The 23,870-nt window shown below is 43.1% G+C and carries 20 protein-coding genes and 1 pseudogene; 6 read left to right on the top strand and 15 right to left on the bottom strand.

The features are described from left to right. Positions 1-221 precede the first annotated feature (221 nt). Positions 222-1,490 (bottom strand): tyrosine-type recombinase/integrase, encoded by a 1,269-nt coding sequence (locus INT03_RS02245; RefSeq protein WP_193007396.1) that lies wholly within the window; start codon positions 1,488-1,490, stop codon positions 222-224. A 1,238-nt stretch (positions 1,491-2,728) separates the two neighbouring features. Continuing rightward, positions 2,729-3,214 carry a hypothetical protein gene (locus INT03_RS02240; protein ID WP_193007395.1) on the bottom strand — a complete coding sequence of 162 codons (486 nt, stop codon included), beginning with the start codon at positions 3,212-3,214 and terminating at the stop codon, positions 2,729-2,731. A 209-nt stretch (positions 3,215-3,423) separates the two neighbouring features. Here INT03_RS02240 and INT03_RS02235 point away from each other — a divergent pair, with 209 nt between their 5' ends. Beyond that, on the top strand, positions 3,424-4,089 hold the full coding sequence (locus INT03_RS02235; RefSeq protein WP_193007394.1) for a hypothetical protein: 666 nt from the start codon (positions 3,424-3,426) through the stop codon (positions 4,087-4,089). 150 nt (positions 4,090-4,239) lie between these two features. Here INT03_RS02235 and INT03_RS02230 read toward each other — a convergent pair whose 3' ends face one another. Together INT03_RS02230 and INT03_RS02225 are read right to left on the bottom strand one after the other, a co-directional pair. Then, complete coding sequence (locus INT03_RS02230; RefSeq protein WP_193007393.1) at positions 4,240-4,983, bottom strand: zinc-dependent peptidase; 744 nt, start codon at positions 4,981-4,983, stop codon at positions 4,240-4,242. Between the two features lie 162 nt (positions 4,984-5,145). Beyond that, positions 5,146-5,871 (bottom strand): virulence RhuM family protein, encoded by a 726-nt coding sequence (locus INT03_RS02225; RefSeq protein ID WP_226950165.1) that lies wholly within the window; start codon positions 5,869-5,871, stop codon positions 5,146-5,148. A gap of 194 nt (positions 5,872-6,065) precedes the next feature. On the opposite strand from INT03_RS02225, the gene INT03_RS02220 reads away from it, so the two are divergent. The 3 genes from INT03_RS02220 to INT03_RS02210 all read left to right on the top strand — a co-directional run bounded on the left by INT03_RS02220 (position 6,066) and on the right by INT03_RS02210 (position 7,372). Then, on the top strand, positions 6,066-6,245 hold the full coding sequence (locus INT03_RS02220; protein ID WP_193007392.1) for a hypothetical protein: 180 nt from the start codon (positions 6,066-6,068) through the stop codon (positions 6,243-6,245). Between the two features lie 247 nt (positions 6,246-6,492). Then, the gene (locus tag INT03_RS02215; protein WP_193007391.1) at positions 6,493-6,744 is read left to right on the top strand and encodes a hypothetical protein; all 252 of its coding nucleotides are present in this window, start codon (positions 6,493-6,495) and stop codon (positions 6,742-6,744) included. 19 nt (positions 6,745-6,763) lie between these two features. After that, positions 6,764-7,372, top strand: coding sequence for a peptidase (locus INT03_RS02210; RefSeq protein WP_193007390.1), 609 nt, complete (start codon positions 6,764-6,766; stop codon positions 7,370-7,372). A 50-nt stretch (positions 7,373-7,422) separates the two neighbouring features. On the opposite strand, the gene uvrA is transcribed toward INT03_RS02210, so the two are convergent. The 5 genes from uvrA to yghU all read right to left on the bottom strand — a co-directional run bounded on the left by uvrA (position 7,423) and on the right by yghU (position 16,499). Then, the gene (uvrA, locus tag INT03_RS02205) at positions 7,423-9,990 is read right to left on the bottom strand and encodes an excinuclease ABC subunit UvrA (protein ID WP_193007389.1); all 2,568 of its coding nucleotides are present in this window, start codon (positions 9,988-9,990) and stop codon (positions 7,423-7,425) included. 216 nt (positions 9,991-10,206) lie between these two features. Then, a complete protein-coding gene (locus INT03_RS02200; RefSeq protein ID WP_193007388.1) occupies positions 10,207-11,451 on the bottom strand; it encodes a DUF819 domain-containing protein in 1,245 nt (414 codons plus the stop codon). A gap of 337 nt (positions 11,452-11,788) precedes the next feature. Continuing rightward, positions 11,789-13,456 carry a DEAD/DEAH box helicase gene (locus INT03_RS02195; protein ID WP_193007387.1) on the bottom strand — a complete coding sequence of 556 codons (1,668 nt, stop codon included), beginning with the start codon at positions 13,454-13,456 and terminating at the stop codon, positions 11,789-11,791. Between the two features lie 561 nt (positions 13,457-14,017). Continuing rightward, positions 14,018-15,289, bottom strand: a complete 1,272-nt coding sequence (locus INT03_RS02190) for a DUF1176 domain-containing protein (protein WP_226914328.1) — start codon at positions 15,287-15,289, stop codon at positions 14,018-14,020. A 355-nt stretch (positions 15,290-15,644) separates the two neighbouring features. Continuing rightward, a complete protein-coding gene (yghU, locus tag INT03_RS02185) occupies positions 15,645-16,499 on the bottom strand; it encodes a glutathione-dependent disulfide-bond oxidoreductase (protein WP_193007386.1) in 855 nt (284 codons plus the stop codon). A gap of 355 nt (positions 16,500-16,854) precedes the next feature. On the opposite strand from yghU, the gene INT03_RS02180 reads away from it, so the two are divergent. Further along, positions 16,855-18,231: a DHA2 family efflux MFS transporter permease subunit gene (locus INT03_RS02180; RefSeq protein WP_087814241.1), complete on the top strand. Its 1,377-nt coding sequence runs from the start codon at positions 16,855-16,857 to the stop codon at positions 18,229-18,231. A 191-nt stretch (positions 18,232-18,422) separates the two neighbouring features. Here the strand turns inward: INT03_RS02180 and bfr (INT03_RS02175) are convergent, their stop codons facing one another. From bfr (INT03_RS02175) to INT03_RS02165, 3 genes are all read right to left on the bottom strand, one after another. Next, entirely contained in the window at positions 18,423-18,902 is a 480-nt protein-coding gene (gene bfr, locus INT03_RS02175; protein WP_045447317.1) for a bacterioferritin, read from the bottom strand. 67 nt (positions 18,903-18,969) lie between these two features. Next, positions 18,970-19,458 (bottom strand): bacterioferritin, encoded by a 489-nt coding sequence (gene bfr / locus INT03_RS02170; protein WP_193007385.1) that lies wholly within the window; start codon positions 19,456-19,458, stop codon positions 18,970-18,972. A gap of 436 nt (positions 19,459-19,894) precedes the next feature. Next, a complete protein-coding gene (locus INT03_RS02165; protein ID WP_045447323.1) occupies positions 19,895-20,086 on the bottom strand; it encodes a bacterioferritin-associated ferredoxin in 192 nt (63 codons plus the stop codon). Positions 20,087-20,464: 378 nt separating this feature from the next. On the opposite strand from INT03_RS02165, the gene INT03_RS02160 reads away from it, so the two are divergent. Beyond that, positions 20,465-20,794 carry an ArsR/SmtB family transcription factor gene (locus tag INT03_RS02160; RefSeq protein WP_045456178.1) on the top strand — a complete coding sequence of 110 codons (330 nt, stop codon included), beginning with the start codon at positions 20,465-20,467 and terminating at the stop codon, positions 20,792-20,794. A gap of 152 nt (positions 20,795-20,946) precedes the next feature. Here the strand turns inward: INT03_RS02160 and INT03_RS02155 are convergent. The 3 genes and pseudogenes from INT03_RS02155 to cysT all read right to left on the bottom strand — a co-directional run. Continuing rightward, positions 20,947-21,666, bottom strand: a pseudogene (locus tag INT03_RS02155) (sulfate/molybdate ABC transporter ATP-binding protein); the annotation flags it as partial. A gap of 110 nt (positions 21,667-21,776) precedes the next feature. After that, positions 21,777-22,733: a sulfate ABC transporter permease subunit CysW gene (cysW, locus tag INT03_RS02150; RefSeq protein WP_045456181.1), complete on the bottom strand. Its 957-nt coding sequence runs from the start codon at positions 22,731-22,733 to the stop codon at positions 21,777-21,779. Then, complete coding sequence (gene cysT, locus INT03_RS02145; protein WP_193007384.1) at positions 22,733-23,617, bottom strand: sulfate ABC transporter permease subunit CysT; 885 nt, start codon at positions 23,615-23,617, stop codon at positions 22,733-22,735. Before cysT ends, cysW begins: the two co-directional genes overlap by 1 nt. Positions 23,618-23,870 lie beyond the last annotated feature (253 nt).

Here is a 23,870-nt window from a genome sequence, read left to right as displayed (position 1 = left end):
GCAAATAAGATACCGGAGATTAGAAGCCGTCGGCTTGGTCGTTGAACACAAGCGCGAGGTTGCAGAAATTCCAATATCTAGGCTACCAACAATCGAATGTTAGGGTGTTTTGGTTGTTATGTGATGACTGGGAATGAGATGCTATGCAAAGGGCTTATTGTGCATTGTGAATGCTAATAGGCATATTATTGTTGAGTGATATGATCAACGTAGAGTAAGTATTACGTTGAACCCCGGAGCTTATCTATATAATCAGCCCAATTTTGCATCATTAGCACTCTGGTATCAATTTCATCTAATCGGTTATAAGCGCCGCCATGCGTATCCTTTATTCGATGTCCTAATTGCAGCTCGGTCACGATATCTGAATAACGCAACTCAGGTTGCTCCATAAGTAAGGTTTTAGCTGATGCTCGAAAGCCATGAGCGCATTGCACATCTTTGTAGCCAAGCCTATGAAATATTTGTACTAGTGTTGCTTTGCTAATATAAGGATTGCTTGAGACACGTATCGATGCAAATACATGTTCTTTGTGACCTGTGATTGCTTGTATTTTTCGTAAGCGCTCAATTACTTGAGTGGCTAGTGGTACAACTAAATGAGATACCATGTCATCACGACCTTCGCCTTTAGTAGGAGAAAACTCCCATAGCTTATTATCCCAATCTATATCTTGCCAACGCATAGACCGCAAATCGATACTACGCACAAAGACATACGGTAGTAAATTCATCGCTTCTAATGTGGTTTTACTTGCACCTTTGAAATGGGACATATCGTTCAGGAGGGTAGCAAACTGATCAGGCTTGGTAATGGCTGGTAAGTGGTTGCCTGAACTGGCAGGTGCGAGCTCGCCACGTGTATCAATAGCTACATTTCTATCGCATAATCCTCTTGCGACAGCAAATGAGAAGACTTTTTCAGTATAAAGCCGAGTGCTGGCACCAACGAAGGTTGCTTGATTTTCATTGTTTTGAATCGCCTCACATACACTCAATATCATCTCGCTCGTGATATCATTCATTCTTAAGTCGCCAATTTCTTGGCACATGTATCCTAGACACAAATCCCAAAATTTAAGGGTTGAGTCACTAAACGCGCGCTTTCTAGATTTACTATGGTGACGACTTGACGTTTTGTGATCTCGCCACGCTTGTGTGATTTCAGAAAATGTGGCGTTCTTTAGATGAGCATACTTATTGACTTGCTCTTTTTTATGAATGGCTTTAGGGTCGGAGCCTTGTGCGACCATGCTAAGTATAGTTTCTGCTTTATACTTAGCTTCATATAGACTGATATCTTCGACCTTACCTAGCATCATTCTAGGGCGCTTACCATCGATATGGGGATGAGCGTACCGTAAGTAGTATTCCTTTTTACCATTTGGATAAATACGAATACTTAAACCCGCGATACCTGAGACACTGACCGAGTAATCTTTATCTCGGCATTCAAGTTTATTGATATCATTTAAATTATCGACAGCCATGATGTACATCCGTCAGCTTTATAAGCTAGGTAAATTGTGAATGTTAATCTATTATCTCTATACTTAGATTTAGAGCAATCTTTGCGCACGTTTTATAAATCCTGAGAAGCGTCTTCTGGGAAACGTAGATAGCTATTGGACACTAACATGGACACTGTTATTCATTAGTGAGTTTACAAAACCCTTTAAATGGAAGGTTGTAAAGTAGAATCATCCCCAAACTTCACTTGGGGATGATTGTAGTATAACGACTGAAGGAGGAGTAGGCTATGCGTTTATTGAGCTGTAGGTTATTATTACTGGTTATTTTGGTCAAATAATTGGAGTTAATATAAGATGGATGCTTTGCCTAGCATTTGATTGAGCATATTTTTGAAAAAAACCATGCTCCTGTACGTGCACAGAATATAAAAATTATGGGCATAGTACTGTTCTGTGCAAATTTGGCGGTTGTCAAATTAGTGCTTTAGATGAAATTATATTACGAATAGTGAGGGGTTTTTGATAACTTAAAACAAAAAGTATTACAGCTTAGTTGGTCATGATATTCGCCACTATAAGGTAGTTCCAAACCAGACTTGCAGACAGGCTAAGTAGGAGCATTGTAAGATCATACCTGCGCTATTAGAATTGATATGAAGTAACAGATATCAAAAAGATTTATGATTTTTGAGCTAAGCTAATAATCTATAGGTAGTGATATCTTTATATGCCTAACGTATTGCAAGAGCATTCGTACCAAAGAGCCAGATGATTAAGATGCTAACAATTGAAAAATGATAGCGAAATTGGCTATTGGGTGATGATTAGTAATTAGTAATTAGGAATTGGATAAAGTACTGATTAGATATTCTGGCAGATGTAGCCAGTATGATGGTGACACATAGAACAAAATCATCAAACAGTTTAGCTTTAAAGCTTCTATGAGTGATAAAGAAGATTTAGTTAAGGTTTACCATAGTGATGATTGCAATACATGTGAAACGGTTATTAACTAAGCTGACTAGTTGTTTATGATATAAACATAACCCCATGAATTTACTATCAGGTACTGCTTATTTAACATAATATACATTATGCGAAAACAAACCAATGGCTTTAGAAGTTAGGCTCATAGTTTTATACAGTGCCATTTATAAGCTCGCATGTATAAGCTCTCATGATTGTTTCTGTGATTTTTATTTAGGGTTTATAGCGTTTTATATTTAGATATTAATAAAAATAACACTCAACATTTACTAGCGACAGGTTTCTAGTAAATGCTTGCGCAAAGACTTGCCATCTTCATCTAAAATCACACCTGCCACTCGGCAATTAGCATCGTCATCGGTACCATTACATGACAACTCGTAATAAACATTGCTGCCATGTGCCAAAATCACTTGCACCAATCCTTCGTCAGTCATCGAAAACTGTTTGTCTTGTGCATAATCAGGATCTTGCGAATCCCACAATACATCATAATCAACATGACAAGATATTTGCTCTCTATCAAAATAATCCTGTTCAATCTGCATCGCGGCTTGTAGATCTGGGTCGGCATACTGTTGCAATACGACCGGATTATCCATGCCTTGATTGTTGACATCTTGCTGATACATGTTGCTAATGGTCGCTATTTTTATGGCTGCATAAGTCTGAGTTGACTCTGCTATCTCAGCTATAGCAGAATTGGTTGCTATTAGTCCCATAGCTAGCAGCGTCAGTGAATAATGTGTTGGCATAGCGTTCTCTACGAGCTTCAATGATATAAGTGTTATAAACCATTACATCATAACCATATTATGACTCTGCTGTATTATCGTATCATTCCGGTTTATCTACTAAAAACGATCTATTACTTAATAACTTTTTGCTTAGTAATCTTGTGAAACTTGCCCAATTATATTCACAGTAACGTATATTTCGATAACCACTGCGATAAGGATGCTTTATGACCCTATTATCTACTTTCAAAGACCGTTCATCTAAATTAACCGTTGGCGGCGCATTGGCTTTGGCGCTAGCAGCAACTGGCTGTCAATCTTCTGCTGAATCCAATATAGCCACTCCAAATCAATCTAACGGCCATTCATCAACGCCTGTTGTCTCCGATATCAGTCAGCAAACCCTTAAGCAGCAAGCCTTACGTATTCAGCGCGCGCTTGCAAATAAAGACTTCGCTCGCATCACCAATGATATTCATCCAACCCGTGGCGTCCGTTTTTCGATGTATGCCTATGTGCGTCCTGAGACAGATAAAGTCTTTAACCGTGAACAATTCGCCCAATATTTGCAACAGTCCAAAATTCGTTTTACTTGGGGTGAAAAAGACGGTACGGGCGATCTACTCGTCACGCCACTACCTACATATTTAGACACGTGGATTGATGCTAGCAAATTTAACAATGCCAGTATCAGTATTAATGAGTTCCAACACAGTGGGAATATGATTAATAACCTAAAGAAAATTTATCCCAATTCAGAGGTTGTCGAGTTTTATCATAAAGGCTCGGAGGAATACGCTGGTATGGATTGGCGCATCATGCGTTTAGTGTTTGAAGAGTATGAAGGTAAACGCTATTTGGTCGCTATTGTGAATGAGCAATGGACAACTTAAATAGTTTTTATCTAAAAAAACATAGACTTAAAGGAAAAATAAGCCAAAAAAAAGGCGGTGTCATAAAACCTATGCACTGCCCTTTTTTATTGCTTTTTCATGCCTATACATTCATTATCGAACATTAATAGTGACTATTAATGATTTTGATTAAAGTGGTGTTTGGCGAAAAAACTTCATCATTATGTCGTAAATATCAGGGTAAGCATCGATCAGCTTTTGCGGCGTCTCAAAAAACACCTCACTGAGTACCGCAAAAAACTCCGCAGGATTAGTCGCGCCATAACGATCAAGACCTGATTTATGATGGCTTTGAAAATCCTCAAAATCTCGTGTCATAATTTCAGTCCAGCGCGCAGGATTCATATCCACTTGTAGCGGTGGAAAGCCGTTGGCACGACCATTTAACATATCAAGTTTATGCACAAACTCATGAATGACGACATTATGACCGTCGCGCTCCCCTGAGTGTTTGGCATCCTTCCACGACAGAATAACGGGGCCGCGCAGCCATGCTTCGCCGCTACGGTGCTGACTGCCCTCATGGACAATGCCCAGCTCATCGACAGTGGTGGTTTCGCTCTTGTAGGAACTAGGATAAATAATAATGGCTGACCAGCCAGCATACCACTCAAGGCTAAGGTTTAAGATAGGCAAGCAAGCTTGCAAGGCGATGGATTGCCGCACCGTATCGCTAATCTCAAAACCTTGTGCGCCCGTGATTGACTTATCCGCCAAAAACAGCGTCGCCAGCTCAAACAAGCGTGTTAGCTCGTCCTCATTTAACCGATCAAGTATCACAATACGCTGAGCCGCTTGCAGCCAGTCAGCATGAGTAAACTCACTGTTGTCCAATATGCGCTGCTCGCGCCAGTCTTTTATGATGTCAAACATACACTTTATCCCTATTCTTCTTAGTATATAGGCCAGCCGTTCTACGTATATTATAGCGATAACCAGTAGCACGCCATGATAATTACTATATTAAAATGTATAAAAAACGCCGCTCATAAATACATTACTGAGCGGCGCAGACTGTCATCCATACATTATGTTTTAAAATTGATATTGTAAGCCTAACTGTACTGAGCTGTCTTTATCATCACGTGCAAAGGTGGTATCACCATTCAGATAAGCATAGACATTGTTATGAACCTTGTTACTCACACTCAGCTCAAACGTCTCGATTTGAACGTCATAGCGCTGTAACCACAAAAACGTCTGTGTATAGCGACTGATTATTTCAATCAGGCCGCGCCCTTCATTGGTATTCAACTCAGGGCTTTGAGCTGTCTTTCTGATAAGGTTTAACGCTTGCTGCAATTCACTGGAGTTTTTATCAAGGCGCTGTTGGTTAAGCGTATATCCTTTCACCAAGTACTCACGTAAGCGCTGGGTGGCCCAAATGCGGAACTGAGTGCCTTTTTTGGAGTTCACACGATAGCCCACAGAAATAATGGCATCTAGGTTGTAAAATCGAATATTACGGCGGACTTGTCGTTTACCCTCCTGACGAACTACCGAGGATTGCTCGGTAGTTGCTTCTGGGTCTAATTCACCTTCTTTATAGATGTTTTTTAGGTGCAAACCAATCGTGTCAGAGTCCTTTTCAAACAGTGTGGCTAATTGTGCTTGTGAGAGCCACAAAGTATCATGCTCTAAGCGAATCTCAATCCGAGTCTGTCCATCAGCACTTTCGTATATCTCTACTTTTACCGCATCATCATTAGACTTCTTGCATAAGTCATCGTCAGCCCTTGTAATTCCGTCAGTGGAAGTCAATGAACTGGTACTTTTGCAAGAGATCTATTCATAAAGAGCTCTCGTCGCGTAATAACACACTATAATCTAATAAAAATAACGATATCTTAAGCTATCTAACTTTTAAGTACATCGATGATAATTAGGACAACAAAAAACCCAAGCCAGTACATAATGACTGACTTGGGTTTGGTGTTTTGAATAGCATCATAACGATGTCTCGTTCAGTGTTGTTTAATCTACCTCATAACCTGGTACATGGAAAACTCACTGGACTGCACCTAGATAGTGCCCCTAGTGCATTAGCAGGACTGAAACAGTCTTCCTTGGGTAAAATGCAATGGCTTGACTCGTGGACGCAGCATCGTCCTTCACCGAAAACGGTGAAACGCTAAATCTCACAACGTCCCTATTCTGCCCCAGTCTCAAGCAAGCTGTCAATCAATCTTTATCCAATAGTGGTAACTATTAATATGTATGCGTCATTTAGTGTCGCACAGTTTTACTTGTTCATTTGCGCGTCATAAGATGTCGTGTTTCTATTTTTAATTAACAAAAGTTTTTGATATTTATTATCAAATAGGCTTTTATGTGCTTACAAAATATCATTCGCTGACTACATTATTATTAAGGCACACCGCTATGAGTCTGTCGTTCGAACAAATTCAGCATGCTTGGCAGGTACAAGATCCAAGCTTGGTCGAAAAGCTTTGTTTATTATCCCAGCAACCCGATCCGTTACCTGAATCACCTATATCAGAGGACGAGCTGACATTTGAGCGATTTCTACATAAGGTTCTGAGTTATTCGTTCCGAGAGCAGCCTCCTGAAGCACAGTTTGCAGAGCGTGTAGCGATAATGGCAGTCTTAGAGTCAAAAGTTATATCAGTATAGCGTTGAGGGCGAGCGCTTTATGGTGCTACAGACAGCGGGTAGCTTAGCGACGTCGCAGGCAGTGTTCAATAAACTACAAAACGACATTGACCAGCGTGCTGAGAGCAACCTCAATACGGTAGCGACGTTGTTTGATGCGGCGCAAATGGTTGGCGAATGTATGCGTGATATTATGAATCATGCAAAAGCAGTCGCTAATTCTAGTCGCGATGGGGCTTTTACTAGCTCATTTATGCTTGGTGGTCAAATTAAAGGACATCCGCCTGAGTTATACCTAATTTATCCTGAAGGCAATTGCATCAAAGCCACAGAAGATACGCCTTTCTTTCAGTTGGGCGAAAGCAAATACGGCAAACCTATTTTGGATCGTTCTGTCAGCTATAACACGGATGTAAGACACGCGGCACGTGCCTTGATGCTATCATTTGATTCCACGATTCACTCAAATCTATCAGTCGGTATGCCGATAGATTTTGTGCTTTATGAAAATTACAGTTTAATCTTACCCAAAGGTCACCGTATTGATGAGCGTGATGAATATTTTAATACCATCCGTCATCAATGGTCAGATGCGTTACGTCGCACGTTAGTTGAATTGCCTAAATGCCCTGATAATTATTGGGGATAGACCCTTCACCCTTAGACCCAATTTGAAGGCTGGTCGTCACATCAATAAAATCACACCAATAAAAACGGTGCGGTGCGACTGTCTTCTGATTGGGCCACGTCTTCTGGCGTACCTTGAGCGACAATTAACCCGCCCTCATCACCTGCCCCTGGCCCCATATCAATCATCCAGTCGCTATTACTGGCTACTTGCATATCATGCTCAACCATGATGACGGTGTTCCCTGCATCGACCAAACCGTTTAATTGCGTCATCAGCATGGATACATCAGCAGGATGTAAACCTGTGGTTGGCTCATCTAAGATATAGAGCGTATCGCCTCGTTGCGTGCGTTGTAGTTCAGTGGCAAGCTTGATGCGCTGTGCTTCACCCCCTGACAGCTCAGTGGCGGGCTGCCCCAAACGTAAGTAGCCAAGCCCCACTTGCAGCAATGCATCCAATGCGCGCAAGATAGGCGCTTCATCAACAAAGAACTCATGAGCCGCTTCAACGGTTAAATTTAATACTTCAGCAATGTTTTTATCTCGATACGTGATGGTAAGTGTTTCTTCGTCATAGCGTTGCCCATGACAGACCTGGCAAGGTGCATAGACACTTGGTAAAAATAGCAGCTCCACACTGACAAAACCCAAACCTTCACAATTTGGACAGCGGCCTTTTTTGGTGTTAAACGAGAAACGTCCAGCGTCATAGCCATGTGCTTTTGCTTGCTTAGTTGCGGCAAACAGCTTACGCACATCATCGAACAATCCTGTATAGGTTGCTAGGTTTGAGCGCGGTGTCCGCCCAATCGCCTTTTGATTGATATTAATAAGACGACGGACTTGCTCCATGCCAGCGACAATTTCACCACCAGTGACTGTCTCAAGCTCTTGCTCAAGCAAATCTGCCTCACCTACAGGCGCTTCAGTAACCGTCTTTTGCCCCAATACTTCACTGATAAGCTCTACCAATGCTTGGCTGACAAGACTCGACTTACCTGACCCTGAGACACCCGTGACACTAGTCATCACCCCAAGCGGAAACTCAACATCCAAGCCTGTTATATTATTGCGCTCGATATTTGCGAGTTTCAGCCACGCTGTCGGTTGCCTTGTGTCAGATTTTGACTGATGATTCGCCGTGTCGTTAGCAAAGAGATATTGACCCGTATGCGACTGCGCAACCTCACGTAGCCCTTCTACAGGCCCACTATAGACAATCTCTCCGCCATGCGTGCCAGCCTGTGGCCCGACATCTACCACCCAATCAGCATGCCCAATCACACTCACGTCGTGCTCAACCACAAACACCGAGTTACCAGACGCGATCAACTCATCTAGCGCCCCAAGTAGCGCCTGCGTGTCAGCAGGGTGCAGACCTGCTGATGGCTCATCAAGGACATAAACCACGCCAAACAGTTGCGAGCGAATCTGGGTCGCTAATCGCAATCGCTGTAGCTCACCAGGCGATAGCGTTGGTGTGGTACGCTCAAGCGACAGATAGCCCAGACCAAGCCTTGTTAGTGCCTCAATACGAGAGAGAATATCACTGGCAATACGCTGGGCAACGATGGCTTTTTCGCGGTTTGGTGTGTCATCTGCCACTTTGGTGTGTGCTGTTTTCTCAAGTTTGATGGCCATATCCGTCAATGTGAGCTGCGATAGCTCACCGATATCGAGTCCTGCAAATTTAACCGACAGTGATTCTTTCTTAAGTTTTTTGCCGTGACATTCTGGACACTCGGATATCTGCATAAATTGCGAGACGCGTTTCTTGGTGCGCGGGCTTTGAGTAGTGGCAAAAGAATGCAAAATAAAGTTTTTGGCACTGGTAAACGTACCCATATAGTTTGGCTTTTCCCCTTTCTCAATTGCCTCCCGTGTCTGTTCTATATCATACTCAGGATAAACAGGCACTGTTGGTGTCTCATCGGTAAACAAGATCCAGTCGCGGGTCTTCTTTGGCAGGGTGTGCCAAGACTTATCGATATCATAGCCTAGTGTGGTCAATATACGGCTCAGGTTTTGACCTTGCCATGCCGGTGGCCATGCCGCAATGGCACGCTCGCGAATGCTCTTGGTATTATCTGGTACCAGCAGATCCTCGGTGACCTCAAACACACGGCCGATACCTGAACACGTGGGACAGGCACCATCTGGCGTATTGGGCGAGAACGCATCGGCATACAGTATCTCTTGGCCGGCGGGATACTCTCCGGCTCGTGAGTACAGCATACGAAGACCATTAGATATGGTTGTTACACTACCGACGGACGAGCGTACTGACGGCGTACCCCGCTGCTGCTGTAAGGCAACTGCTGGCGGTAACCCTTCTATAGTATCGACATCGGGTTCATCAACCTGATCGATGAGCCTTCTGGCATAAGGCGATACTGAATCAAGATAGCGGCGCTGTGACTCGGCAAATAGCGTACCGAATGCCAGTGATGATTTTCCCGATCCAGATATACCCGTAAAGACCACTAAGGCATTGCGCGGTAAATCCACATCGACGTTCTTTAAATTATGAACGCGTGCGCCTCTGACTTGGATAATGTCTCGGTTATAGTGAGGATAGCCATGTTTCGCCGTGTCTGTCTGATTTGAAGTTTCTTCTAATGTTTTTGAATGGGCCATAGCGCTACTGTTCCTAACGAATTTGTGGTTATTTTTATAAATGGTGCAAATGTTAACACGTACTGATGTCAGGGCTTGGCAAGGCTTACGTATCAATATCATAGACAGACAAAACAATAACTTAAGTCACCCAATAATCAATAATAAAAAAACCCACATCAATGCGGGTTTTGTTTAGCAAGAAAAAATACTATTAGGATAAAGATCATTTAGAGATTAAGACACCACTAAGCGCATCAATTGGGTACTGATATAACCGCCAAATGTCCCTACTGCATAACCTAAAATACCCAAAAATACCCCAACAGGTGCAAGTGATGGATGAAAGGCCGTCGCGACAATTGGAGCTGATGACGCGCCACCAGTATTGGCATTGGAACCCACTGCCAAAAAGAAAAACGGCGCACGAATCATCCTAGCCACAGCAAAAATAATGACGACGTGAATACTCATCCATAAAAAGCCGATGAGCAATAGCCGCCACTGAGAGACGATACCCGCCAAATTGATCTGCATACCAATCGCTGCGATTAATACAAAGATAAATACCGTACCAATTTTGGATGCGCCCACATGATCAAGACGACGAATTTTGGTAAAAGAAAAGATAACACCTATCAAAGTAATAATCACCACCATCCAAAAGAATGAACTGGCAAAACTATATTGTACTGCCCATTTGTATGGGGCAAAAAAACCTGCAATTTGCCCACCAACAAAGTGTGCGACCCCTACCATGGCAAAGCACAAACCAAACATCACCATCAAGTCATTTAAAGTCGCTGGACGAGCATTATCACGCTCATAATTCTCAACTGCTTTAATCACTTTATCAATACTACTAGTATCCGCCCTCAATAGCCGATCTATCTTATCGCTATGCTTAGCCAATACCAAGATAGCCAATAACCATAATGAAGCGTTGGTGGTATCGACCAAAATCATCATGCCAAATAAATCATCACTGACGCCAAACAGCTCCTTCATCGCTGCTTGGTTGGCCGCGCCGCCTATCCAACTGCCCGCTACGGCAGAAAATCCTCGCCACAATGTATCATCGACAAACATTTCAGGCGATATCCACTTAGCGATACCTAAGCTAATGGGGCCACTGATGATGATAGCTATACTGGCAGCGAAAAACATTGCAATCGCCTTCCAACCTAAACCGAGTATCTTTGGTACGTCCATAGATAAGGTCATCAACAGCAAACTTGCTGGCAATAAATAAGTGGCGGTAAAGCCATAAATCTGTGAGCCAATACCGTCAGCGAAGATGCCTAAGCTATTCAGCGTCGCAGGTATAAAGCAACACAGTACAATACCGGGCAATACCGCATAAAAGCGCCGCCAGAATTTACCCGGTAATCCTTGGGTATAAAAAACCAAACCGATAATAGCCATAATGATGCCAAAGGCTAATGGCAAACTATCAATAGTTAAATGGGAAATGTTGGGCATCAACTGACTCCGCAGCACACGATGAATAAAAGCTTGTTAGTATAGACAAGGCAAAAAAGACACGCAAGCAACTCCCTATTATCCCCTACTCGATTTTAAGTATTTGTGTAGGTGCAAAGCAATCAATCATAAATACGAAGCTGAGCATATCAAGCAAGGTTTCAGTGAGGTTCAAGTCATAACTATTTGCAGATACTTTGACTGTCTTCGTCATTTTATATCGTTATTAATATCAAATCTGTAAACAAAAAAAGCCAGATAACAAGTATCTGGCTTTTTTAGTGCTATCTTTAGACGATTAATGAATCAATAATTTTAATCGCCAAATATAACCGTATTACGAGTTGTTACCACGGTTGCCGCCGTTTGGACGACCTTGGCCACGGCTGTCAGAACGACCAGCTGGACGACCTTGGCTGCCACTTGGACGACCACGACCAGTTGCAGCACGCTCACCACGTGGAACGCCAGTGCTATCGCCACGACTTGGACCACCAGTGCGCTTACCTTGATAAGGCTTGCCACCTGAACGCTCATTTGGTTTGCCTGACGTGTCACGTGGCTTACCTTGATAACCGCTGTCATTGCTAGCACGTTGACCAGTTGCAGCGCTACTGTCACTTGAGCGACCACGAGCGTTAGCAGGATTGCCTTGATAGCCACCGCTTGAGCGACCACGGCCTTGACCATTACCACCGCCGTTAGAGCGACCACGACCACGGCCACGACCATTACCTTTGTTTTCGCTAGGTACGTAAGTCTTCTTAGGTTCCATACCTTCGATGATGCATACTTCCATTTTGCGATCTAAATAACGGTTAATAGCGTTTAGCTGTGGACGATCATCCATGCTACATAGGCTGATAGCCACACCAGTACGACCAGCACGACCACAACGACCGATACGATGGACGTAATCTTCAGTCTGACGTGGAAGATCATAGTTAATAACGTGCGAGATAGCTGGAATATCTAGACCACGAGCCGCAACGTCAGTCGCTACTAGGATTTTAACTTTACCATTACGCAAGTCTTGAACGATACGGTTACGCTTGCTTTGCGGCAAATCACCATGTAGGAAGCTGGCTTTATGACCGGCTTCTTGTAGCTGTTTGGCCAGTTTTTCAGTGCTACGTTTGGTAGCAGCAAAGATAATGATCTGTTCCATATCTTGCTGGCAAACGATTTTGTCAAGTAAACGGTTCTTATGTTCGAAATCATCACAGTAGTACACTTTTTCTTCGATGTGTGCAGATTCTACTTTGATAGATACGCGCTCAGGGTTCTTAGTGAAGCTGGCAGCAATTTTACCTACTGGGCCATCCCAAGTTGCTGAACACATGATGGTTTGACGATCAGTAGGAGCAGCACGCAAGATGTCACTGATGTCATCAGCAAAACCCATGTCTAGCATGCGGTCAGCTTCGTCAAGTACCAATACTTCTAGGTTTGACAAGTCAACGCGGCCTGCATTGATATGGTCAAGTAGACGACCAGGGGTCGCAACGATAACTTGAACGCCTTTTTTCAGAGCAGTGATCTGACCATTGTATGGTGCGCCGCCAACTAGTGGCACACAGAACAAACCGCGCATGTCTTTAGAGTATGTACGTACGCTATCATGTACTTGCTGAGCAAGCTCACGCGTTGGCGTTAGGATAAGTGCTTTGGTTAGTTTGTCAAAGCTAGTAGCACGGCTCAGACGGTCAAGTACTGGGATAACGAATGCCGCAGTTTTACCACTACCCGTTTGCGCTGACAACAAAAGGTCACGACCTGCTAGAGCAAAAGGAATCGCTTGTGCTTGGATAGGCGTTGGGTTGGTATAACCACTGCGATCAAGTGCAGTTAGAATAGGCTTAGCGATGCCAAGATCAGTAAAAGTAACTTGGTTTTCGTCAACAGCGTCAGTAGTAGCCGCTTGATTATTAGTATCAGTATTTGGAGTGTCAGTGTTTTCGATGATGCCGTTTTCAGCGGCGATTGCAGATAAAATATCAGTCATGAGAATCCTTGGTAAGTATAAGTTGCTGTAAATTCAGCAAGCTTGATGCATACCACTGATAACCGTTCACCACGCTGCCTTTATTAAAGAATTATCGGACCACATGTAAGTGTCGATAATCAGAAGCCAAGCCAATAAAGCTTAGAGCCTCTACAATAAATGCGTTCGTGCTGTCTGACGTATTTTGGTGGTAGTGCCGAGTGTCTCATCCTTGTTTGATATAAGCGTATTATTGATGCTTTGTCCAAAGCAGATAATCGCGAATAACAACCAATTTAAACCATATTTATGGTTCGGTAGATAAGATATGAGTCAAAAATAACTGCTATTTTCATGACAGGTTATTTAAGTACACAAAATCATCGGCAACAATTACTTATGGTCATCCTAGACCCAAAATCGCAGGCGATGTTATCAATCTCATAATTCACGAAAGCCTAAGCTAACGTGGCGACGCAGTATAGCACAATAAAATATTATATGTAGCTATTTATTCAAATTATAGGTAAATAAAGCAAATTTGCTTATAAATATGCGCATTCAATAAGCTTGGCAATGCGGCTAACGCACCATATTAACTTCAGTGACATAGGTTGGCAGCTGCCAAGCACCGCCCGCTTCAATCATGCGACAAAGCCCTGTAGTGCTTTCATGACTTTTCTCAAACGCTTTGCCTGTCCATATCCAATCCGTCTTGCTTAAGCAGTCACCGATGCCGCGACCTCTTTGTATGGAAGTGATTTTGCCCTTATCGTAGCCAGTGGCGTTGGTGGTTACCAAGATTGGCTTATAAGGCTTACTGTCATTAATGACCCACATGCCTGCACCTGCATTATACGCACCCGTCCAGCAATCGTGTTGTGCTAATAATTGTGAGCCATTTAGTCGACTCACACGCCATGGTGATTTATCTGATAGATTGGGACAGTCACTATCTGCATCTTTCATGGTGCCTTTCATCAGCGCCGCTAGCTGCGACGATTTCATGACAAACTTTTTATTGTCGCTAGAGATGGCTTTCGGATTAGGCGTTACGAAGCGCAGTTTTGGTGCGGACTTGGGTGGCAATACAGTGCTATTTGGTTTGGCGGCACTATCAGTATTGATAAAGGCAGATGATGTCCCTACTCGACCTTGGGCTTCGTCTGCTTTTAGCATGACAGCACTAGCACCTTTATCAGAGAGCTGCCAGCGCGAGTTACGTAGCACCAGCTCAATTTTGCTTGATTTAGTCAGTGCCTCTAGTAGCGCTGTCACTTGTGTTGGGGTCAGCTCGGCATTTCCTGCTGCTGCTGAAAAAGGCTTGGTCTCACCATAGTCTCTACCATTGATAAACAATGATATACGATGACGATTGCCAAGTTGCATCAAGGCTTTAGACGAACTTTCTTTAGCACCGCCAAGCTTTACTTTGCCATCCACACCCGCATTTGCGCCTGCGCGGCGTATGAGCAATACCGATATAGGGAATTCACTATTATTTTCTGCTTGATAGCCTGCCAGCCGGCATGTACGGGTATTATCACAGACTACTTGCCAGTCTTGATTGGTAAATTCAACGCCATTGCTGGCCATAGTCACTGTGCTAAATAAAGCTGCGCTGATAGCAGCAAACATAGGTAATCGTATTTTATTTTTTATCATTAACAAGAGTATCTTTTTTATTTTTTTAGGATGCGTGGTTAAGTCGGGTTTGTCTTGCAATATTGAATGTTGATCAGCGTCTATCTGTTGACAGTTCTGAATGGCGCTGAGTGTCGTATTGGCAACTTTTAAACCGTTAGTCATTGCCTGTAGTGAGAAGTTGATCCGTTTACGGTTATCATTCTTCATAATCGTTATCCATCAATATAGTCAACCACATCTCAATTCAATCGGATACGCTGGCAGACTCACTCAGCCTACTTTGGGTAGCACTATCACTCGCCTTACTGGTATCCAAACGATGTTAAATCGATTAAAGCAGCAGTGTAAATCCCTGCTGATTAAGGTAATATCTGCTATCTTAACGCACTGATGTTTCTATCTGTTGTACTAATGTACCATTGTGTAAACAGGTGAGTGTATATCTATTTAAATATAACTATATATGAATACAGAATAGCAAGATGGCTAAAAAAATCAAGGCTGATAAGCACATCGCCTATCAGCCTGGTTATTTTTATAGAGGTATCTGCTATCGGTTGCTTTAGTCAATAGGCTTCAATGATAAGTCTACAGCACGCTTAACAGCTGGACGTTCAGCAATTGCCTGTGCCCAACGTTTCACATGCTTGTAGTCATCAACTTGCAGGAACTCGGCAGCGTCATAAAGCTTTCCAAGCACCAATTGTCCATACCATGCCCAAATAATCATATCCGCAATATTATAATCGACTTCGTTGTTGCCACACATATAAGTGCTGTCTTTTAGATGGGTATCCAACACATCGAGCTGGCGTTTGGTTTCCATGGTATAGCGGTTGATCGGGTACTCTAGCGGTTCAGGCGCATAAGCATAAAAATGTCCGAAGCCGCCACCTAAGAACGGCGCACTGCCCATCTGCCACATGACCCAAGACAAACACTCTGCCCGTGCTTTGCCAAGTGACAAAGGCATAAATTGGTCAAATTTTTCTGCCAGATACATCAAGATAGCACCAGACTCAAAGAGCGCTATCGGCTCGCCAGCTACATCAGCAGAATGATCAACCAAGGCTGGAATTTTTGAGTTAGGGTTTATGGCTACAAAGCCAGAACCAAACTGCTCTCCTTGAGAGATATCAATTTTATAGGCATCATATTCAGCACCTTTGACACCAATTTCGGCAAGCTCTTCTAACAGTATATTAACCTTGACGCCATTTGGCGTATTCAACGAGTACAGCTGTAATGGCGCATCGCCTACTGGCAGCGCTTTCTCATAGCGAGCACCCGCTGTTGGACGATTGATACTGGCAAACTTACCACCGTTTTCTTTGTCCTGCGTCCAAACCTTTGGCGGTACATATTTATCGTTTTGCCCATCGGTATGATTGCAAGCTTTGTTATTTTCCTGACTCATAATATATCCTCAGTTTATCTTTATCGTATTGTTGATGCTTCTAGTTGTATCGTCGGTAGTATAGTCAATCTCATCTCAATCATATGAGATTGACTATACTGCTTATTTATTGGCTTAAGTCGTTAGCGAGGGTTTACTATAACGATAACCAACCCTGATATTAAAGTCCTCTCTTGTAAGCAGTATTAATATTATTACCTCTAAACACAGAATTTTATAACCTCAACCGCCAGCCGTTACTTTGATTCCCTTTTATTATGATTGAGTCTTTCTTATACTACTCGGTTGGTATAGCGAATTAGTCGTCAATAGACTATTTTGTTCATTTTATGATGGGATATCTAATGAGATTTACATGGTAACGCTAACCCCGACACAAGATAAATACTTGCCCTATGTGCTAGCGGTGGCGCTATTTATGCAAATTTTGGATGCCACTATATTAAATACCTCATTACCGCAGATGGCACAGGCGCTGGGTGAGTCTCCATTAAAAATGCAGTGGGCGGTGATCAGTTATGCGCTAACTTTGGCCATATTTATTCCCATCAGTGGTTTTTTGGCGGATAAATACGGCACGCGCCGAGTATTTTTGGCAGCGATTATTATCTTTTGTATTGGCTCACTGCTATGTGCTGCGTCACCAACGTTGGATTTTTTGATTGGTTCACGGGTTATACAAGGTATTGGCGGGGCGATGATGACGCCTGTGGCTCGCTTAATTTTGGTCAAATCCTACCCACGCAATAAGCTGCTGACCGTCATGAATTTTGCGGTGATTCCTGCTTTGGTAGCACCACTAGTAGGGCCTGTCTTAGGTGGCTATATCGTACAATATACCAGTTGGCATTGGATATTTTTGATCAATATACCGATGGGCATTTTTGGTTTTATCATGGGTAAAAAACTGGTTCCCGCACTATTTGAGGATACCAAGCGGCTTGATTGGACAGGATTTTTATTGTTTGCGGCAGCGGCTTGTGGGTTTACGCTTGCTGTAGAGTTCGGCTCACAGACTGGTCGAGGATTTTATGGGTTGCTGCTGAGTTTGGTGGCCAGTTTATTGATAGGCGCTTATATCTGGCACGCCAAGCGTCGTCAAGCACCGTTGTTCCCCTTGAGTTTGTTTGACATTCGCACCTTTCGTATTGGCATCACTGGTAACCTATTCACGCGCTTAGGTATTAGCGCCGTACCGTTTTTGCTGCCGCTGTTGCTGCAAGTGGTGTTTGAATACTCACCTTCGCAGGCAGGTTGGCTCCTCGCGCCCATCGCGGTCGGTGCTATCGGGATTAAACCCTGGGTCAGTAAAATTATTCAGCGTCATACTTATCGCAAAGTGCTGGTCTTCAACACGTTTCTGATGGGCACGCTCATCATTGTGTTGGCACAGTTTACCGATGCCTCACAGTGGTTATGGTTTATCCCTATTTTGACCATAATGGGCGCTTGTAATTCTATGCAATTCAGCGCGATGAATACGATTACGATCGGTGATTTAGAAGGCGCTCAAACCAGTAGTGGCAATAGCTTGATGGCGGTCAATCAGCAGTTAGCGATTAGTTTCGGTATTGCTTTTGGGGCAGCGGTACTGACGCTGTTACGTGAACGCCTACAAATGGATACGCTGACAGCGTTTCAAACCACCTATTGGATACTTGGGATCTTAACCATTCTCTCGGGGCTGTACTTCTTACGACTTAAGCCCGAAGATGGGCGCGGCTTATACTGAGCCGCTGATATTTAGATGTTGAATAAAGAGTTTGAAAAAATATTGATTAAGCGTTGATTTTGTCAGCAGTGCAGATAGCACGCGTTGTCAAATATGAGACATAAAAATGCCAGCATGTGAGTGATTATAAACCACAAGACACGCTGGCATTTTTAGAGCATATTACGGCTCATTGCATCAACAATGAACCATTAAGGCGCGTCATCATCCATTTGTGATTGGATATAGCGCTCAACCCCAATGCTTTCGATCAAGTCTTCTTGAGTCTCTAACCAGTCTTGATACTCTTCATTACCATCTTTTAGCGTCACCAATAGCTGGCGTGACACATAGTCAGACTTTGTTTCACATAGAGTAATGGCATCGGTAATGATCTCGAATTTTTGTTTTTCTAGGCGCAAGTTGCATTCGATAATCTCTGGCACATCTTCACCGATGAACATCTTGCCGTAATCTTGCAAGTTTGGTAAACCGCCTAGCAATAAAATCCGGGCAATCAGCTCATCAGACCATTTCATCTCAGCGATGGATTGTTTATAGAAACTCTCATTGAGGGCTTCTAATCCCCAATGGCGCGCAATGCGCGCATGTAAAAAGTACTGGTTGATGGCAATCAATGACTGTCCGAGCACTTTATTTAAAGCGCGAATAACCTCTTTATCCCCTTTCATTATCTCTCTCCCTTTCATGCCGTTATTTATGCTAAATACTATGGTTATTGTTCATATCTTCGTGACATTAAACAAGATTGGGAGTGACTTCAGCCATTTGGCTTTGTAGATAATTGGGCAGACTGATCATCTCAATTAAGCGCAACTGTTGCTCAAGCCAATGCGCATGATCTTCTTCAGTGTCTTTTAGTTGTTCTACCAACATCTCACGCGTGACATAATCGCGCTCTGCTTCACAGAGAGCAATACCGTCTTTTAAGTGCTGTTGTACTTGATACTCTAGCTCAAGGTCAAGTTGCAGCATTTCAGGAACTGTCGCACCGATATTGATGGCATTGACCGTCATTTTCGGCGTGCCACTCAGCATTAGGATACGGCGAATAATAGCTTGGGCATGTAACGTCTCATCTGCCATCTCATGATGGATACGGTCGTACAATTTGCCATAATGCCACTCAGCATACATTTCTGAGTGAATAAAATACTGGTCACGGGCAGCAATCTCACCGCCTAACAAAAAATTCAAATAATCAATGACTTTTGGGCTACCTATCATAACCTATACTCCCCTATTTATATTTTACAGATCACCATACATTCATAATTACCCATATAAGGATAGTACTATTGGTAAACTGATCAGTAAAGATCAAAATCAACAAAACGTCTTACAACGTGAGACAGATATAGTAGCATATAGGCGCTATACAGCTTGTAATGTTATGAACTAAGAATAAGATGCTAATTGAGAATCATAATTAGCTAGCTTTAGTAATCACTGGTTTATCGCAACAATGGCTGCTAATGATGCTCAATATCATTGTAGTAGGTGTATGAGTAAAGTTATACGGACGCTCGCAACTTACCCTTTATGTATAATGACCAAAGGATAAGTGCGGAATATTGAATGTATGTGGTATCGAGGCGTACTAGTTATATTTGTGTAATGAGGTGATGAACAGCTGGGTAGTAAATCTCTGGTTTGATAACGTTTAAACAGCGTAAGCCAAGACATCGAGTCTAGCATGATGCTCATCTAGGTAATCGTTAACCATCGGTTCGCAGCAGCCACAGCAAGTAGCAACATCTAGGGTATCTTTTAGACCGTCAAGGGTATCGATACCTGAAGCAATGGCTGCTTTGATTTGCTTTTCTTTTACGTCATTACAGATGCATACGTACATGGTCTGGCTCCTCTGAATACCGCTATTCGGTAACTGCTTTTATTGCTCATAAATTTAGTGCATTGATGATAAAAATGATGAATACAGTGTTTTATTTGATATTCACAGTCATTGTTATGGCTTGATGTATAATAACGATAACTATTATCATTTGCAATAGCATTTGATATATTATTGGTATAAAAGTACAGTCATGAAAGTAGAGTTATATTGCACGCAGTTAATTGATGTAAGTGAATATAAGCGTGCGTGTAACCGAATATGATGAAAGGTAGTAAATTAACGACGAACTGTAATTTAGCCCATTTTTTAATCGATTTTGTAGATAACTGCTGTTATATTGAACCCCTATTAACAAAGCCCAATTGGAATTGTTCTATGTCTGATAATAATTTTACGATACGACCTATCGAGTTATTTAAAGTCTTATCTGACCCGACGCGCTTAAAAATATTTCAAATTCTATTTAACAAAGAATCGCGCTGTGTTGGCGAGTTGGTAGAAATACTAGATCAACCACAGCCAACGATATCGCGTCATTTGAACCATTTAAAGAAACTCGGTATTTTAAGCTGTGTTCGCGACGGTACGTGGATGTGGTATGAAGTCGCTGACGACTTGCCAGAATGGTGCCAAGAGATTTTGGATATTACTTATAAACAAATATCTAGCAAAGATATCGATATGTCCAAGCCTGCTGAGATATGATGACTATCTAGCATTATTGCTATCAACATTTGATCTCAATAACGCTAGATACCAAATGAAATTGAGACCTGCTTTAACCCATAAAAAAAGACCTATTTATTGTAGGTCTTTTTTTATGGGTGATAATAGAAGAACTGCACCAAATTTTACTATGCCAAATCTAAAAAATCACTAATAAACGCATTGGCTGGTTGGTGTATCAGCTCCTCCGATGTGCCTACCTGCTCTACCCGCCCTTGATTCATGACCACGATCTCATCTGAGACGGCGCGGGCTTCTTCTTGATCGTGAGTGACCATGATACTGGTAATACCAAGCTCATGGTGGATGTTCTTTAACCACGTGCGCAGCTCTTTACGTACCTTGGCATCGAGTGCACCAAAAGGCTCATCGAGCAACAATAATTTTGGCTTCACTGCTAAGGCGCGTGCCAGCGCAATCCGCTGACGCTGACCGCCTGATAATTGATGCGGATAAGCATTGGCAACTTGTGGTAACTGCACCAAGTCTAATAGCTCAGCAACGCGCTTATTGATATCTGCCTTACTTGGCCGCTCATTCTTTGGTAACAAGGTCAGTCCAAAGGCGACATTATCGGCGATATTTTTATGACGAAACAATGCGTAATGCTGAAACATAAAGCCAATATGGCGCTTTTGTACTGGCGTATTGGTCACATCCATCTCATCAAACAATATCTGCCCTGAATCAGCATATTCTAAGCCGGCGATAATGCGTAACAACGTCGTTTTGCCACAGCCTGATGGTCCCAGTAAAGTGGTCAGCTTGCCAGTCGGCACGGTGATATTGATATTATCTAAGGCGGTAAACTGACCGAATTTTTTATTAACGTTGCGAATCTCGATGCTCATAATGGGTTCTCTTATTATATCTTTGGTATGGTGGCAGATTTTTTGGTTACCGCATTTACATTATTAAATTAAATCTAATGCCAGCCCTTTCAGACCAAGTGTAGATAGTATTACTTATCCGAAATTTCAGCGGTTGTTGCATCAGTAGTATTGGTAGCCTTCGTAGCGTTGGCACTTACCAGTAATTCAGGCACACTTGCCAGCCGTTCGGACTTGGCAAATTTGCGCTCTTGTAGCTTAGTCATGACTTGTTGAATAAGCAACGTCACGAGCGCCAGCGCGGCAAGTAGGCTTGACAAGGCAAAAGCGGCGGTAAAGTTATAATCATTGTAAGCAATCTCAACCAGTAGTGGCATGGTGTTGGTCTCGCCACGAATATGACCAGATACCACACTCACCGCCCCAAACTCACCCATTGCCCGCGCATTGGTCAAAATCAAACCATAAAGTAGTGCCCATTTGATATTGGGTAATGTCACATGCCAAAACGTCTGCCAACCAGTTGCGCCCAAGGTCAATGCCGCTTGCTCTTCAGAGTCGCCTTGCGTCTGCATCAGCGGTATCAGCTCACGTGCTACAAAAGGGAAAGTAACAAACAGCGTTGCCAATACAATACCTGGAACCGCATAAATAACTTGGAATCCCATGCTTTCAAGCCAGCCGCCAATGGTGGAATTGAGTCCGAATAGTAAAACAAACATCAGACCTGCAACGACGGGTGATACTGAAAATGGCAGATCAAGCAAGGTGGTGACCAGCTGCTTACCTTTAAACTGATAGCGCGTCACTAACCATGCAATTGCGATACCCATCACCATATTAATCGGCAAGACGATAGCCGCGGTAATTAACGTCAGCTTAATGGCTTGCAGGGCTTCTGGGTCAACCAACGAGGCAATATACAACTGCCAGCCACCTTTAAAGGCTTCATAGAACACAGCCAGCAAGGGAATGACCAACATGATGACCATAAATAGCACTGCGATGACGATAAAGGTAAGGCGTATCCATGGCGTATCTTTAGTCGCTGCATTGCTCTGGTAGTCATAGCTATTAGATATTTGCATTAGCGAGCTCCTACACGGCGCGACAGTTTCCACTGCACAATGTTAATGGTCAATAAGATCACAAATGAGATCAGTAGCATAAATAATGCAACCGCAGAAGCCCCTTGAACATCAAACTGCTCTAGTTTACTAATAATAATGAGCGGTAAAATCTCTGATTGCATGGGGATATTGCCAGCGATAAAGATAACCGAACCGTACTCGCCAGTGGCACGAGCAAACATCATGCCTGCACCCATGAGTAAAGCGGGCAAAAGCTCTGGCAAAATTACTTTGCGAAACGTCGTAAAACGATTGGCGCCCAATACCGCGGCTGCCTCTTCAAATTCGACCGATAGCTCAGCGAGTACAGGCTGTACCGCACGGACAATAAAGGGGAAACTGACCACAACCAAGGCGAGCCAAATACCTATAGGTGTAAAGGCGACCTGAATGCCAAATTTATCAAACCACTGACCAATCAAACCATTAGGGGCATAAAGGGTCGCAAGCGAAATGCCCGTGACCGCCGTTGGTAATGCAAATGGTAAATCAACTAGCGCATTAATCAACGACTTACCCCAGAACTCGTAGCGTACGAGTACCCAAGCGACCAATGTGCCAAACACCATGTTGGTCAGCATCGCCAAAAATGACATCCATAAGCTTAGCTTGATAGCAGCAGTGACTTGCGGCTGACTAATCGTCTCCCAGAATCCAGTCCAACCCATCTGAGTCGTGGTGTAGGCCATCATGGCAAACGGTAATACCACCAGTAGCGACAAGCTAAAGACCGTGATACCCATGCTCAGGCCGAACCCTGGCAGCACATTGCGTTGGCGCAAACGTGTTAACCACCCTTTTTTTGCAGGGGCTTCGCTGGCAGGAGATGTTTTTGCACTCATAATGATGTCCTATTGCCTAACCAATCGTACTTAGCGATGATTACTATTTATTGTTATTGCTTCACGTGGGTTTTCACTATTGATACTTAAAAAGAGCACTTAACAGAAAGCATTTAACGATGATGTCGTCCATAAAACCATGCTATCAGGTAGTTATTAGTGTGCTTACGGTATAAAGGACATAGCGTATATGACCATGTCCTTTATAAGGTTCTGCATGACTAACGGTGTGACTGACTGCATTTGCTAGCGC

It is taken from the genome of Psychrobacter sp. PG1, from assembly GCF_014897815.1.
In the GTDB taxonomy this organism is placed as follows: domain Bacteria; phylum Pseudomonadota; class Gammaproteobacteria; order Pseudomonadales; family Moraxellaceae; genus Psychrobacter.
This window is presented reverse-complemented; position numbering and strand designations above follow the sequence as displayed.